Annotated in this window: 12 protein-coding genes; 7 read left to right on the top strand and 5 right to left on the bottom strand. The window is 71.0% G+C overall.

Annotated features, from left to right (window positions below; translation table 11 throughout):
- The first annotated feature begins 43 nt into the window (after positions 1–43).
- Genes E8A49_RS18460 through E8A49_RS18450 form a run of 3 tightly spaced genes read left to right on the top strand, consistent with a single transcriptional unit; the run spans position 44 to position 4,223 of the window.
- Positions 44–1,189 carry an HlyD family secretion protein gene (locus tag E8A49_RS18460; protein WP_293384951.1) on the top strand — a complete coding sequence of 382 codons (1,146 nt, stop codon included), beginning with the start codon at positions 44–46 and terminating at the stop codon, positions 1,187–1,189.
- Entirely contained in the window at positions 1,186–2,766 is a 1,581-nt protein-coding gene (locus E8A49_RS18455; RefSeq protein WP_293384948.1) for a DHA2 family efflux MFS transporter permease subunit, read from the top strand. The genes E8A49_RS18460 and E8A49_RS18455 overlap by 4 nt, the downstream gene beginning before the upstream one ends.
- A complete protein-coding gene (locus tag E8A49_RS18450) occupies positions 2,763–4,223 on the top strand; it encodes an efflux transporter outer membrane subunit (protein WP_293384945.1) in 1,461 nt (486 codons plus the stop codon). The genes E8A49_RS18455 and E8A49_RS18450 overlap by 4 nt, the downstream gene beginning before the upstream one ends.
- A gap of 21 nt (positions 4,224–4,244) precedes the next feature.
- On the opposite strand, the gene tdh is transcribed toward E8A49_RS18450, so the two are convergent.
- The 3 genes from tdh to E8A49_RS18435 form a co-directional block, all read right to left on the bottom strand.
- Positions 4,245–5,270: an L-threonine 3-dehydrogenase gene (gene tdh, locus E8A49_RS18445; protein ID WP_366928836.1), complete on the bottom strand. Its 1,026-nt coding sequence runs from the start codon at positions 5,268–5,270 to the stop codon at positions 4,245–4,247.
- 8 nt (positions 5,271–5,278) lie between these two features.
- Positions 5,279–6,517, bottom strand: a complete 1,239-nt coding sequence (locus tag E8A49_RS18440; protein WP_293384940.1) for a glycine C-acetyltransferase — start codon at positions 6,515–6,517, stop codon at positions 5,279–5,281.
- Between the two features lie 109 nt (positions 6,518–6,626).
- Complete coding sequence (locus E8A49_RS18435; protein WP_293384937.1) at positions 6,627–6,872, bottom strand: alpha/beta hydrolase; 246 nt, start codon at positions 6,870–6,872, stop codon at positions 6,627–6,629.
- Positions 6,873–7,404: 532 nt separating this feature from the next.
- Here E8A49_RS18435 and E8A49_RS18430 point away from each other — a divergent pair.
- The gene (locus tag E8A49_RS18430; RefSeq protein ID WP_293384934.1) at positions 7,405–7,761 is read left to right on the top strand and encodes a MerR family transcriptional regulator; all 357 of its coding nucleotides are present in this window, start codon (positions 7,405–7,407) and stop codon (positions 7,759–7,761) included.
- 49 nt (positions 7,762–7,810) lie between these two features.
- On the opposite strand, the gene E8A49_RS18425 is transcribed toward E8A49_RS18430, so the two are convergent.
- Together E8A49_RS18425 and E8A49_RS18420 are read right to left on the bottom strand one after the other, a co-directional pair.
- The gene (locus E8A49_RS18425; protein WP_293384931.1) at positions 7,811–8,410 is read right to left on the bottom strand and encodes an XRE family transcriptional regulator; all 600 of its coding nucleotides are present in this window, start codon (positions 8,408–8,410) and stop codon (positions 7,811–7,813) included.
- 35 nt (positions 8,411–8,445) lie between these two features.
- Positions 8,446–10,245 (bottom strand): hypothetical protein, encoded by a 1,800-nt coding sequence (locus E8A49_RS18420; protein WP_293384928.1) that lies wholly within the window; start codon positions 10,243–10,245, stop codon positions 8,446–8,448.
- 150 nt (positions 10,246–10,395) lie between these two features.
- Here E8A49_RS18420 and E8A49_RS18415 point away from each other — a divergent pair, with 150 nt between their 5' ends.
- From E8A49_RS18415 to E8A49_RS18405, 3 genes are all read left to right on the top strand, one after another.
- Complete coding sequence (locus tag E8A49_RS18415) at positions 10,396–11,979, top strand: fibronectin type III domain-containing protein (RefSeq protein ID WP_293384925.1); 1,584 nt, start codon at positions 10,396–10,398, stop codon at positions 11,977–11,979.
- A gap of 112 nt (positions 11,980–12,091) precedes the next feature.
- A complete protein-coding gene (locus tag E8A49_RS18410) occupies positions 12,092–12,685 on the top strand; it encodes a hypothetical protein (RefSeq protein ID WP_293384922.1) in 594 nt (197 codons plus the stop codon).
- 104 nt (positions 12,686–12,789) lie between these two features.
- Positions 12,790–14,061 carry a hypothetical protein gene (locus E8A49_RS18405; RefSeq protein ID WP_293384919.1) on the top strand — a complete coding sequence of 424 codons (1,272 nt, stop codon included), beginning with the start codon at positions 12,790–12,792 and terminating at the stop codon, positions 14,059–14,061.
- Positions 14,062–14,159: the final 98 nt, after the last annotated feature.

Genomic DNA, 14,159 nt, shown 5'->3' with positions numbered 1-14,159 from the left:
ATCGCGCATCCGGCGCTCCCCCGCCGGTTCCAGGATGACTCCGATGGCGGACCCAGCCCCTCAGTCCGACGGCGATGGCGCGCGCCCGCCGGGCGGACCCGACGTCCCGCCGAAGCGGCCGTCGCCGCTCGCCAACCCGCGGGTCCGCGTCGTGCTGCTGCTGGTAGGCATCGTCGTCGTGATCGGGGTCGCTGTCCTCGGCTTCCGCTGGTTCACCCATGGCCGGTTCGTGCAGAGCACCAACGACGCCTATGTCCGCGCCGACCAGGTGACGGTGGCGCCGAAGGTCTCGGGCTATGTCGAGGCGGTCTATGTCGCGGACAACCAGGCGGTCGCCGCCGGCCAGCCCCTCCTGAAGATCGACACCGCCAACTATGACGCGACACTCGCCACTCAGCGCGCCACGGCGGCGGCCCGCGAGGCCGACATCGAGGCGGCCCGGCGGCAGGTGGCCCAGCAGCAGGAAGCGGTGGCCCAGGCCTCGGCCCAACTCAAGGGCGCGCAGGACGCCGCCGCCTACGCCGACCATGAGGCCGAGCGCTACAAGCTGTTGTCGAGCCAGGGCGTCGAGACCCAGCAGCGCTACGCCCAGGCGGTCGACCAGCGCAATCAGGCTCAGGCCACCGCCCGCGCCAACGCCGCCGCCAAGGCGCAGGCCGAGCGCCAGGTCGCCACCTTGAGCGCCCAGGTCGGCCAGGCGGAGGCCCAGCTCAAGGCCGCGCAGGCGCAGGTGACCACGGCGCAGATCAACCTCGGCGACACCCTGATCCGCGCCGCCATCGCCGGGCGGATCGGCGACAAGAGCGTGCGCCTCGGCCAGTTCGTCCAGCCCGGCGCGCGGCTGATGTCGGTGGTGCCGGTGCAGGACGTCTACCTGGTCGGCAACTTCAAGGAGACCCAGATCGGTCGCATGCAGATCGGCCAGCGCGCCACGGTGAGCCTCGACGCCTTCGGCGGCCGCAAGATCGAGGCGGTGGTCGACAGCTTCTCGCCCGGCACCGGCGCCCAGTTCGCCCTGCTGCCGCCGGAGAACGCCACCGGCAACTTCACCAAGATCGTCCAGCGCGTGCCCGTCCGCTTCCGCCTGCGCCCGCCGCAGGACCTGCAGGGCCGCATCCTGCCCGGCCTATCGGCGACGGTCTCGGTGGACACCAGCGCGGCGCCCGAACGGCAGAGGGCGGCCCGGTGAGCGTCGCCGCCTCCGCCGGGGCGGAGCAACGCGCCTCCCTGGGGGACTGGATCGCGGTGATCGCCGGGGCGCTCGGCGCCCTGATCGCCTCCCTGGACATCTCCATCGTCAACTCGGCCCTGCCGCAGATCCAGGGCGAGGTGGGCGCCAGCGGTACGGAAGGCACCTGGATCTCCACGGGCTATCTGGTGAGCGAGGTGGTGATGATCCCGCTCGCCGCCTGGCTCTCGCGGCTGCTTGGCCTGCGTAACCTGCTGCTGATCTGCGGCGGGCTCTTCACCCTGTTCTCGATGACCTGCGGCCTGGCCCACGACCTGCCGACCATGATCCTGGGCCGGGTCGGGCAGGGGTTCTTCGGCGGCGCGCTGATCCCCACCGCCCAAACCATCGTGCGCACCCGCCTGCCGCCCAAGCAGATCCCCATCGGTATGACGCTGTTCGGCCTGATCGTGCTCCTGGGCCCGCTGGTCGGGCCGGTGATCGGCGGCTGGCTGACCGAGAGCGTCAGCTGGCGCTGGTGCTTCTTCCTCAACCTGCCGGTGGCCGGCGCGCTCTTCACCCTGCTGCTGCTCGGCCTGCCGCACGAGCGGATGAAGCTGGAGCGGCTGGTCGAGGCCGACTGGCTGGGCATCGTCGGCATGACCTTCGGCCTCTCCTGCCTGACCGTTGTGCTGGAAGAGGGCCAGCGCGACCGCTGGTTCGAATCCGGCTTCATCGTCGGCCTGACGGCGGTCTCGGCGCTCGGCTTCGTCCTGCTGGCGGTCGCCCAGGCCACCGCGCGCGAGCCGGTGATCAAGCTGCGGCTGATGCTCAACCGCTCCTACGCCAGCGTGATCCTGATCATCGTGGTGATCGGGATGGTGCTCTACGGCGTGCTCTATGTGCTGCCGCAGTTCCTGTCGCTGATCGCCGGCTACAACGCCGAGCAGTCGGGCCGCATTCTGGCGATTTCCGGCATCCCGGCCTTCCTGATGATGCCCCTGTTGCCGCTGATCCTGGGCCATGCGCCGCTGCGGCTGACGGTGCTGATCGGCCTGGGCTGCTTCGCGGTGAGCTGCTTCTTCAACACCAGCCTGACCGCCGACACCGGCGGCGACCACTTCTTCTTCTCGCAGCTGATCCAGGGCGTCGGGCAAATCCTCTGCTTCATGCCGCTGAACCAGGCCTCGGTCGGCTCGGTCTCGCGGGAGGACGCCGCCGATGCGGCCGGCCTGTTCAACATGGCCCGGAACCTCGGCGGCTCGCTGGGCCTGGCGCTGCTGGGCGTGTTCATCGACCGCCGGGTGGAATCCCACGCCGACGCCATCGGCCAGAGCGTCACCCAGAATTCCGAGCTCGCCCAGTCCCGCATCGCCGACCAGGCGGCCGGCTTCGCGGCGACCAACGGCGGCGACCTCGGGGCGGCGCAGACCCAGGCGCTGCGGAGCCTGGCGGGCACGATCCACCAGCAGGCCATGGTGATCACCTATGCCGAGGGCTTCTGGCTCCTGGGCATAGCGTTGATCTGCATGGCGCCGCTGGTCTTCCTGCTGCGCCCGCCGCCCAAGGCCGCCGCCGCGACGGAGATGATGCATTGACCCGCCCGCGCCTCACCCTCGCCCGTTTCTCCGCGCTCGGGGCCGCCGCGGCCCTGCTGGGCGGCTGCGTCGTCGGCCCGAACTACAAGGGCCCGCCTACCGTCGCGCCGCAGGCCGCCCATGCGCCGGCCTTCCACCGCGGCGACGCGGTGACCGCCGGCGAGCCCGCCTCGCACTGGTGGACCGCGCTGAACGACGCCGAGCTCGATGCGCTGGTCGACGAGGCCCTGCGCTCCAGCCCCGACCTGGCGGTGGCCCGCGCCCGCATCGTCCAGGCCCGCGCCGGGCTGAAGGGCGCGCGCGCCCAGGGCCTGCCCACAACCGGGACCACGGCGGCCTATCTGCGCGCCACGGGCCTGAGCGGCGCGCTGGGCGGCGGCCAGGCCAGCGGGCAGAGCGCCGCCGCGGCCGGCCTAGCCCTGCCCTCGACCCTGGAGATCTACACCGCCGACTTCGACGCCACCTGGGAGCTCGACCTGTTTGGCGGCAAGCGGCGCGGCGTCGAAGGCGCCAAGGCCAAGGCCCAGGCCGCTGACGCGGCCTTCGACGGCGCCAAGGTCAGCCTGGAGGCCGAGGTCGCCCAGGCCTACGTCACCCTGCGCCAGCTGCAGCAGCGCATGGCCCTGTCGCGCCGCGACGCCGACCTCGAGCGCCAGATGCTGGACCTGACCCGCCAGCGCCAGGCCGGCGGCACGGCCTCGGAGCTGGACGTCGAGAAGCTCAACAACCAGTTCCAGTCGACTCAGGCGCAGATCGTCCCGCTGCAGGCGCAGATCACCGAGCAGTTGGACCGGCTGGCGGTGCTCACCGGCCGCGAGCCGGGGGCGCTCGACGCCGAGCTCTCCGCCGCCGCCGCGACGCCGGCGCCGCCCGCCGTGGTGGCGGTGGGCGATCCGGCCGCCCTGCTGCGCCGCCGCCCCGACATCCGCCAGGCCGAGCGGCAGTTGCAGCAGGCCAACGCCGTGATCGGCGAACGCACCGCTGACCTCTTCCCGAAGGTCACGCTGCTGGGCTCCATCGGCTACACGGCCCCGGAGCTCTCGCACCTGTTCGACAGCTCCAGCCAGAGCACCATCCTGGCGCCCCTGCTGCAGTGGACGCCGTTCGACTTCGGCCGGGTCCGCGCGCAGATCGCCGAGGCCAAGGGCGCCGACGCAGAGGCGCTCGCTACCTACCGCAAGACGGTGCTGGAAGCCCTGCAGGACGCGGAGACCTCGCTCTCCCGATACGGCCGTCAGCGCGACAGCCTGGAGAGCCTCCTGCGGGTCCAGGCCTCGGCCGAGCGGTCCGCCACGCTGGAGGCCCTGCGCCAGAAGGGCGGCACGGCGACGACGCTGGAGGTGCTCGATACCGAGCGCCAGCGCGTCCAGGCCGAGCAGGGCGTCGCCGACGCCCGCGCCCAGCTCACCAACGACTTCATCGCCCTGCAGAAGAGCCTGGGCCTCGGCTGGAGCTGACGAGGCCGCGGCGTCGCGCCTCTACCAGCTCAGCACGACCTTGCCCGCCTGGCCGGAGAGGGCGGCGTCGAAGCCCTTATGGAAATCCTTGGCGTCCAGGCGGTGGGTGATCAGGGGCTCGAGGTCGAGGCCGTTGCGGATCAGGCCGAACATCTTGCGCCAGGTCTCGAACATCTCGCGGCCGTAGACGCCCTTGATGGTCAGCGCCTTCAGGATGATCCGCGACCAGGCCACGTCCATGGACTTTCCCGGGATGCCCAGCATGGCGAGCTTGCCGCCCATGGCCAGGGCGTCGACCGCCTGGTCGATGGCCTGGACCGCGCCGGACATCTCCAGGGCCACGCCGAAGCCGTTCTCGATCCCCAGCTCGTGCTGCACGTCGGCCAGGTCCTCGTGGGTCACGTCCACCGGACGCACGTCGGCGAGCTTCTCGGCCAGGGCCAGGCGATAGGGGTTCTGGTCGGTGATCACCACGCTGCGCGCGCCGGCCCGGCGGGCGACGGCGGCGGCCATGATGCCGATGGGACCCGCGCCGGTGACCAGCACGTCCTCGCCCATCAGGTCGAACTGCTGGGCGGTGTGCACGGCGTTGCCGAACGGGTCGAGCAGGGCGCCGACCTCGAAGCTCACCTCGTCGGGCAGGGGCACGACGTTGAAGGCCGGGATCGCCAGGTATTCGGCGAAGGCGCCCTGACGATTGACCCCGACGCCCTTGGTGCCGGGGTCGAGGTGGAAGCGGCCGGCCCGAGCGGCGGCCGAGTTCAGGTCGATGATGTGGCCCTCGCCGGAGACCCGCTGGCCCACGTGCAGCTTGCGGGTGACGGCGGAGCCGATCTCGACGATCTCGCCGGCGTATTCGTGTCCGACGATCATCGGCACCGGGATGGTCGCCTTCGCCCAGTCGTCCCAGCGCCAGATGTGCAGGTCGGTGCCGCAGATGGCGGTGCGGCGGATGCGGATCAGCACCTCGTCCGGCCCGCAAGCCGGCACGTCGGCCTCGGTGCTCCACAGGCCCTCGGCGGGTTTCAGCTTCGACAGCCCCAGCATGTGCATGGTCATCGGTCGGCTCCAGTCTGGGATGTTGAACGCGCGAGCACGGCGTCGCGCGCCTCGGCGAAGGCGCGGGCGGCGGTGTCGAGGTGCTCGGGCGTGTGGGCGGCGGAAAGCTGGGTGCGGATCCTCGCCTGGCCGCGCGGCACCACGGGGAACGAGAAGCCGGTGACGAAGACGCCGCGCGTCAGCAACTCCGCGGCCAGGTCCTGCGCCAGGCGCGCCTCGCCCAGCATGACCGGCACGATGGGATGCTCGCCGGGGACCAGGTCGAAGCCGGACTGCTCCAGGGCGCCGCGCCAGCGCTGGGCGTTGGCCGACAGGCGGCCGCGCAGGTCTTCGCCCTGCAGCCCGCGGGCGATCTCGATGGCCGCGAGCGCCGCGCCGCAGACCGCGGGGGCGAGTGCGTTCGAGAACAGATAGGGTCGCGCCCGCTGGCGCAGCAGGTCGATGACCGGCTTGCGGGCCGCCACGAAGCCGCCCATCGCCCCGCCAAGCGCCTTGCCGTAGGTGCCGGTCAGGATGTCGACGCGGCCTTCCACCTTGCGGTAGGCCGCCGAGCCGCGGCCGCCGTCGCCCAGGAAGCCCGTGGCGTGGCAGTCGTCGACCATCACGAGCGCGTCGTAGCGGTCGGCCAGCGCGGTGATCCCGTCCAACTGGGCGATGTGGCCGTCCATGGAGAAGACGCCGTCGGTGGCGATCAGGATGGTCCGCGCCCCGGACGCCCGCGCGGCCTTCAGTTCGCCCTCCAGGGCCTCCATGTCGCCGTTCGGGAACCGCCGGCGCTGCGCCTTGCACAGCCGCACCCCGTCGATGATCGAGGCGTGGTTCAGGCTGTCGGAGATGATCGCGTCGTCCTCGCCCAGCAGGGGCTCGAACACCCCGCCGTTGGCGTCGAAGGCGGCGGCGAACAGGATGGAGTCCTCGTAGCCGAGGTAGTCGGCAGTGGCCGCCTCCAGCTCCTTGTGGATCGCCTGGGTGCCGCAGATGAAGCGCACCGAGGCCATGCCGGCTCCGGCGTCTCGCGCGGCGCGGGCGGCGGCCTCCGCCACGCGCGGGTCGCCGGCCAGGCCCAGGTAGTTGTTGGCGCAGAAGTTCAGCGCTTCAACCGTGCGCCCGTCCGCCAGGCGCACCTCGACCAGCGGCCCCTGCCGCGAGCCGATCACCCGCTCGGGCTTGGTCAGGCCCTGGGCCTCGATGTCCGCCAGCTCGCCGGCGATCCGCGTGTAGAAGTCGTTGCGCATGACGCGGCCTCCAGATGGGGTGCGTTATGCAGGATAGAAGACGATGTGTCCATGATAGTGGAATTCCAGAGGTTTGGCCGGTCGCAGCCCGCGGCCCTGCGATTCCGAATCACGGACGTTGGTTGAGCTCCCGTCGCTGAAGAAGCTCCAGGAGCAGCGTCGCCACGGCTTCGGGCTTCTCGATAGGCGGAAGGTGGCCGCAGTCCGGGATGAGATTGAGCGTCGAGCCGGAGATCAGCCCGTGGATCTTCCGCGACAGGCTGATGGGTGTCATGCGATCCTGTTCGCCAACGATCACCGAAGTCGGCGCCCGGACTCCGGGCAGCACGCCACGCAGATCGCCCCGGGCGATCACGGCGCGGTTCTGCCGAACATAGGCGGGCGCCGACCCGCACGCTCATCTCCACCAGCTCCGTACGAACGTCCTGCGGCGCATCCGGATGGACGAGCGCCTTAAGGCTACCCTGCGCCTGGCGTCGGAAATCTCGCGTCGCGCCGACGACCAGATTGGCAAGGTGACGATATAGCTTGCGCCCAAGCTTGTCGGGCAGGGCGTTGGTATCGATCAGCGCCAGATGGCTGATCCGCTCGGGCGCGAGCCGCATCAGCTCCATTGCAACCATGCCGCCCATCGAGACGCCGGCGAGCGCGAAGCGGTCCGGCGCCTGGGCGAGGATGCGATGGGCCATCCCCGCTAGGGTGTCGTCGCTGAGCGTGTCGACGATCCGGCAATCGACGCGGTCTCCCAGAGCCTCGACCGTTCGCCGCCACACGGCGCCGTCGCTTCCGAGTCCGGGGATCAGGAGGAGCGTTGGCATGCAGTGTGAGCAATCTTGACCCATGGGACGGCCGCTCTACACCTTCAACCATGGTTGAAGGTCAAGGTCATGCGCATCGGTGAACTGGCGAAGCGGGCCGGCGTCAGCACTTCAAGAATCCGCTTCTATGAAGCCAACGGCTTGCTGCCGCCCGCCGCCCGGCTCCCCAATGGCTATCGCGATTACGGCGACCACGACCTGGACGTCGTGCGGTTCATCGCCCGGGCGCAAGGCCTGGGCTTCACCCTGAGAGATGTGGCCGCGCACCTGAGTTCGCCCCAGGGCGACGCTAGGAAGGCGAGGCTGCAGGCGCGCCTGGAAGACAAGCTGGCCGAACTGGACACCTTCCTGGAACAGGTGGGCGCGCGCCGCGCCGTGATGTTGAGTCTGATCGACGAGCTGCGGCTCACGCGTGCGTCAGCCTGACCTGGTCGCGACGGTCCGCCATGCGAGCCGGAAGCGGCCCTCTCAGCTCCTATCGTCCGTGCGCCACCACCAGGAGGGCCCGCGCGGGCGTCTTGTCCAGGTTGCGGATCGCGTGCGGCACGTCGGCGGCGTAACGGGCGGTGGCGTCCTGGCCGACCGCCACGCTGTCGCCGCCGGAGGCCACATGCAGCACGCCCTCGCGCACCGTCAGGTGCTCGCGCGCGCCGCGGGCGTGGGCGGAGGAGACCAGCGCCCCGCCCGGCTGCAGGACGAGGTCGTACCATTCGATCTGGCCGGCCGAATCGGTGGGGCTGAGGATGCGCAGGGTGCAGAGGCCGTCGTCGGTGCGGATCTCTGGGGTGAAGCCGCCGGCCATCAGCTCGATGCCCGGGTGGCTGACACTGGACTGCAGGCCGATCAGCTCCGGCAGCTCCAGGTCGAGCGCCGTGGTCAGGCTCCAGAGGGTGGCGAAGGTCGGGTTGGCCTGGCCGCGCTCCACCTGGCTCAGCATCGACTTCGAGACGCCGGAGAGCGCCGCCAGGTCGTCCAGCGACAGGTTGCGCGTGCGCCGGATCGCCTTCAGGCGCGGCCCCAGCAGGGGCGCCGGGCTGCGCGGCGGCTTGTCGGAGGCGGCGGTCATGACGGCCATCTAGGCGGCGCCGGCGCGGCTCCGGTCAAGGCCGCCTAGGCGGTGGCCGACAGCCCGAGGCCGGTCGGGTCGCTGGCGGCGGCCACCTTGGAGGCGGCCTTCTTGGCCTCGGTGATCGGCTGCCACTTCTGCATCTGGCCGCCCTTGATGGCGCTGACGAAGGCCTTCTGGTCGTCGGCGACCGCCTGCAGGGTCTTCATCGCCTCGGCCAGGTCGGGGTCGCCGTTGGCGTCGGTGGGCGTGAGGCCGAGGTCGGCGGGCGTCACGCTGTTGAGGAAGGCCTGGGCCTGGGCCGTCCAGCTGTCGCTCTGCTGGTCCATGTCGTGCAGGCTTTGCAGCTGCTGCAGGTCGGCCAGCGTCTTGGCCGAGCTCGAGCCGAGCTGGGTGAGGTCGCTGACCCCGTAGGCCTGGAGCACGTCGTTGTAGATGATCATGATGCTGGAGCGCGCGCTGAGGTTCTGCTTCTCGCTGCCCAGCGAGGCGAACATCACCGCGCCGTCGGAACTGGAGCCGGTCTGGCCGAAATAGGTCTGCTGGTCGTCCGGCGTCATGGAATTCAGGTGGTCCAGCATCTGCTGGTAGGGGTCCTCGCCGGGGACGAGGTAGTCTTCGACCCGGGCCTGGTCCTCCTGGGCGCGCTGGGCGTAGGGCGAGGCTTGGGCGTTCTGGACCACGGCCAACGAGCCCGGCGACAGCTGGCCCGCGCCGCTGGCGATGAAGCCGTTCAGGAGCTTCAGCGCCGAGATCTGGTCGCCCACCAGCACCGCGCCGTCGGTGTCGTCCAGCTTGGACAGCGCCTTCATCAGGGTCGCCGGATCGGGCGGCGTGTAGCCGGGCGGCGGGGCCGTCCCGGCCGGAGACGGGAAATACTGCCCGGTGTTGGGGTGCGAGGCGGGCGGCGGGCCGTTCGCGGTGAAATAGGACTGGGCGGCCTCTGTGAAGGCCGCGCTGTCGGACACAGACGCGGCCAGTTGCGCGAGCTGGGCGGTGGCCTGGTCGCCGGCGGCCTGCGCCGTGCTGGCCAGGGCGCTCGTCCGGCTGGCGAAGTTGTTCTTCTGGCCCTGGGCGTTGGTCTGGATCTGGGCGGCGTAGGCCGGGTTGTCCTGCGCCGCCTGCACCGCGCGGTCCACGTCGGCCTGGGCGAGCTGGTTCGCCTGATAGTCGGCGACCGAGGCGATCGGCGCGGCCTGCGACTGCAGGGCGTTCGAGAAGTTGGTCGCCGCCACATAGATCTGCTGGTCGTCGGCCGAGAGGCTGTTGAAGGCGGCCAGGCCCTTGTCGACGGTGTTGGCCAGGTCGTAGCCGTTGTCCTGGCCGCTGGAGTCCTTCTGGCCGTTCACCTGGGCCACCACCTGGTCGACGCGCACGGCGAACGGCGAGCCGACCAGGGCGGCCGCGTCGGTCGCCTCGATCATGCCGCCCGGCGGCGGCGTGGCCGGCGGCGCGAGGTTCGGCTGCAGCACCTGGCCCTGCGCCACCACATTGGTGAGCAGGGCATAGGCCTTGAGCTGGTCGTCCAGCGAGGTCTGGCCGCTGGTGTCGTTGAGCGCGGCCACGGCGGCGGCGATCTGGTCCTGGGTTGGTGGCGTGACGGCGGCGGGCGTGGAAGACGCCGCCGCGGAAGAGGCCGTGGGCGCGGCGGTCGTTGACGGCGCTGGCGGCGCCGCCTGGCCGTCCAGCACCTGTTGGGCCAGGGCCGACAGCGTCACGGTGTCCACCGGATCGCCGGACGCGGCGCTGGGCGCCGTATCGGTCGTCGCCGCGACCTGCGGCGACGCCGGCGGCGTGACGCGGTGATGAGGGGGTGTGACCGTCGATGTCGAAACTGAAACCATGGGCGCTCCCACGGACACTTTTCCGCCGCGCCGCCTAAATTTCGGTGAACGTGTTCGCCCATGCAGGCGCAGCGCACGAACTCTGGCGGTTTGCCGAACTGTCGCAGAGCTGGGATAGCTGGCCGGCATTCCTTGGGCGACCTGGCGGCCATGAACGCATCCGACGACGGTTCCGATTTCGAGCTCAGCCGGCGCCGGTTGCTGGCGGCGGCAGGCCTGGGCGCGGGCTTGGGCGCCGTCGTGGCTGGGACGCCGGTCGCCGCCGCAGAAGCTCCGGGCGCGCCCACCGATCCGGCGATCCCGCCCGTGGCGGGCCTTCACCTGCAGTTCGGGGCTGACGCGGCCGCGCAGATGACGGTGTCCTGGCACAGCCTGCAGCCGGTGCGGCGTCCGCGCGTCCTGCTGGGGCGCATGGACGGGCGGCTGGAGCAGACCGTCGAGGCCCAGACGGTCAGTTACGTCGACGGCAAGTCGGGCCAGACCGTCCACGCCCACCATGCGAGGCTCAGCGGCCTGCGGCCCGACACGGCCTATCTCTATGGCGCCCTGCACGAGGGCGCGGTCCCGCAGTTCGCCACCTTCCGCACCGCCCCGCGCGGCCGGGCGGCCTTCACCTTCACCAGCTTCGGCGACCAGGGCACGCCCAGCCTCGGCAAGGCTTATGTTCCGCCCGAGGGCGTGAAGCTGCCGGATACGCTGTGGGTCAACGACAATCTGGGTTCGCCGTCCGCCGCCGACACCACGGCGGGCGTGGAGCGGGTGCAGCCGCTGTTCCACCTGTTCAACGGAGACCTCTGCTACGCCAACCTGGCCCACGACCGGGTGCGCGCCTGGTGGGACTTCTGGGCGAACAACAGCCGCAGCGCCAGCCGGCGGCCCTGGATGCCCTCGCCCGGCAACCACGAGAACGAGCTCGGCAACGGGCCGATCGGCTATCAGGCCTACCAGACCTATTTCGCGGTGCCCGAGGCGGCGGGCCAGACGGAGCTGACGCGCGGTCTCTGGTACGCCTTCACCGTGGGCTCTGTCCGTGTGCTGAGCATCGCCAACGACGACGTCTGCTACCAGGACGGCGGCGATTCCTACGTCCGCGGCTATTCGGCCGGGGCGCAGAAGGCTTGGCTGGAGAAAGAGCTGTCGGCCGCGCGCGCCAGCCGCGACATCGACTGGATCGTGGTCTGCATGCACCAGGTCGCCATCTCCACCGCCGACAAGTTCAACGGCGCCGACCTGGGCGTGCGCCAGGAATGGACACCACTGTTCGACCGCTACGGCGTCGACCTGGTGGTGTGCGGCCACGAGCACCACTACGAGCGCTCGCATCCCTTACGCGGGCACGAAGCCAACGCCACTCTGACACCCTTGGCGGCGGCCACCGCCACCGACGCGATCGACACCCGCCAGGGCACGGTCCACATGGTGATCGGCGGCGGCGGCACCTCGCGGCCCTCGAACGCGCTGTTCTTCGACCCGCCGCAGTGCCGGGTGATCACCGCCGTCGGCCCGCCCGACCCCAAGACCGGCCGCCGCCCGCCGATCTATGTCACCGAACGAGCGCCCTGGTCGGCGGTGCGCAACGCCGCCCACGCCTACGGTTTCGCCGCCTTCGCGGTCGACCCGGGACGCCCCGGCGGCCTGACGACCATCAAGGTGACCTACTACGACGTGGCCGGGCCGGACGGGCGGCTGGCCCCCTTCGAGACCTTCACCCTGCGCCGTCCCCGCCGCGGCTAAGCGAGGCCGCGCGAGGCCCTGTTCCGGCAGCTTGAGCGGAACGGGCTCCGGGTCTAGCCTTCGCGTCCGGCCTTGAGCCGGCCGCACGCTGTCCTGGGGCCTCGGAGTCAGCATGAAGGACATTCTGCTCGTCGCCATCGCCGTCCTTGGCCTGGCCAACGCCGCCGAAGCGCGGGCGCAGGCGAAGCCCGCGCCCGATGACGCTCCGCAAACCGAAGAACTCACCGTGACGCCCCAGGCGGTCTGCGTGGAGCCGAAGGTGAACGACTTCGCGCCGCGGCCGAAGATCGTCAGCACCTTCCCCGCCTACGGCGCCACGGTGCGGCCCGGCGTGCTGGTGGTGCGCGTCACCTTCGACCAGCCGATGAGCTGCAAGGGTTTCTTGACCGGCGTGCGCAAGCTGAAGAACCCGTGCCCGGACGAGCATCAGCATTGGGTGCTGAGCTTCGACCGCACGACGATCCGCACCGTCTGCCGCACCGCGGCCGATGTGGCCTATGGCGTGGGCGTCAACGTCGACCCCGCGGTCGGCTTCCTGAGCCTCGCCGGCCGTCCGCCGGAACCCTTCGCGCTTCGGTTCACCACCTCGCTTGAACGGGAGGTGCTCTCCACGGGCGAGTCGCTGGACGAGGACCCGGCGTCCAAGCCGCCGCCGCCTGAGTTCACGCCGATCCCGCTGCAGGAAGCCCACGTCAAGAAGCAGTAGCGCCGGCGACGCCGGTCAGAGGTCGTTCACTCAATGGTTGTACGTTGTCGGCTCGCGCGGGCGCCCTTAGCGTGGGGCGTCCTGAACCGCCGTGGAGGTTTGAGGTGGCCGGAAGCGAAGGCCCGCTGAGCCCCTCTGCGGCCTCCGGGACTCCGGGCTCCGGCGCGCTGGCCAACATTCCCCGCCTGCTGTCGCTCGACGTCCAGGAGGCGGTCGAACGGTTCAGCGACCCGCAACTGATGGCGGCCGGCAAGCTCAACATCATCTCCGTCGAGGCCGTGCAAAAGCGGTTCGGCGCCCGATGGGCGCTGCGCAAGGACCAGGTGCTGGACTTCACCGACCGGGTCCTCGAGCGCGGCGTCGCCAACCAGGGCGCCTATCTGCGCGTCTCCGAGACCGACTTCTTCGTGGTCCATCCGGACCTCGGCCGCCTCGCCGGGCAGGCGGCCTGCCTGCGCTATCTGCGCGAGGTGCTGAACCATTTCCTCGGCGACTCGCACATGGCCGCCGCCGGGATCATGCAGGTGACCAGCATCGGCAAGGGGCGGCTGGAGGCCGCGGCGGTGGACGCCGTGCAGGCGGAAGCCTCGCTCGGCGAAATCCGGTCGCCGGAACCGGACGCCGCGAGCCCGCCCGCGGCCATCGTCAACGCCGAGGCCGAGGCGGCGGCCCCGGTCAATCGCTGGACGCCGTTCGTGTCCACCGACGGGCGGCGGCTGCGGGTCTCGGCCACGCTGGAGCCAGTCTATGAGCTCAAGGGCTTCACCCGCATCGGTTTCCGGATGATCCGCCGGGTGGTGGTGATCGCCACGGGCGAGGACCTCACGCCGAAGCAGGTGGCGGCGCTGTCGCCCGGCGACCTGCTCCGCGCCGACATGGCGACGATCACCCGCGGCATCGACCGGCTGAAGGCGGAGGCGGGCGGCGAGCAGCTATTGAGCCTGATCGTCCCGGTCTCATTCGTCAGCCTGTCCAGCCAGCGCGGGCGCGCCGAGGTCAGTGTGCCGCTGCGCGAGGCGGGCGGCCTGGTCAAACTAGGCGTGATCACCGAGATTCTCGACATCGACGGAGTGCCCCAGGGCGTCCTGCTGGCCGCCACCTCCATGGTGCGCCCGCTGGCGCTGCTGGTGGTCGGACGGGTCGCGGCGCCCAGCCCCAATGTCATCGCGCCCCTGGCGGGCGGAGGCCTGCAGGCCCTGTCGTTCGAGTGCCCGCAGGGCTTGGGCGACGCGGAGTTCATCGGATGGGCCACGGCGGCCATCGGCGCCGCCAAGAAGATCGCCAAGTCGGTGCTGGTGTTCCGGGTGGGGTCGGCGCAGCGGGCCGGCGCGCTGGCCTCGCTCGGGGCCACCCACGCCAGCCTTGTGGCCGCCTGAGCGCAAACGTCTGCAACGCCGCCGACGCCGCCGATACCGATGGCGAGCTGTCATGTTTCGCGGCTAGAAGTTCCGTCTACGTCAACCTGACCTTTCCC

This window comes from Phenylobacterium sp., from assembly GCF_004799515.1.
Taxonomy (GTDB): Bacteria; Pseudomonadota; Alphaproteobacteria; order Caulobacterales; family Caulobacteraceae; genus Phenylobacterium.
The sequence above is the reverse complement of the archived record's forward strand: the minus strand, read 5'-3'. Positions and strand labels throughout refer to the sequence as shown.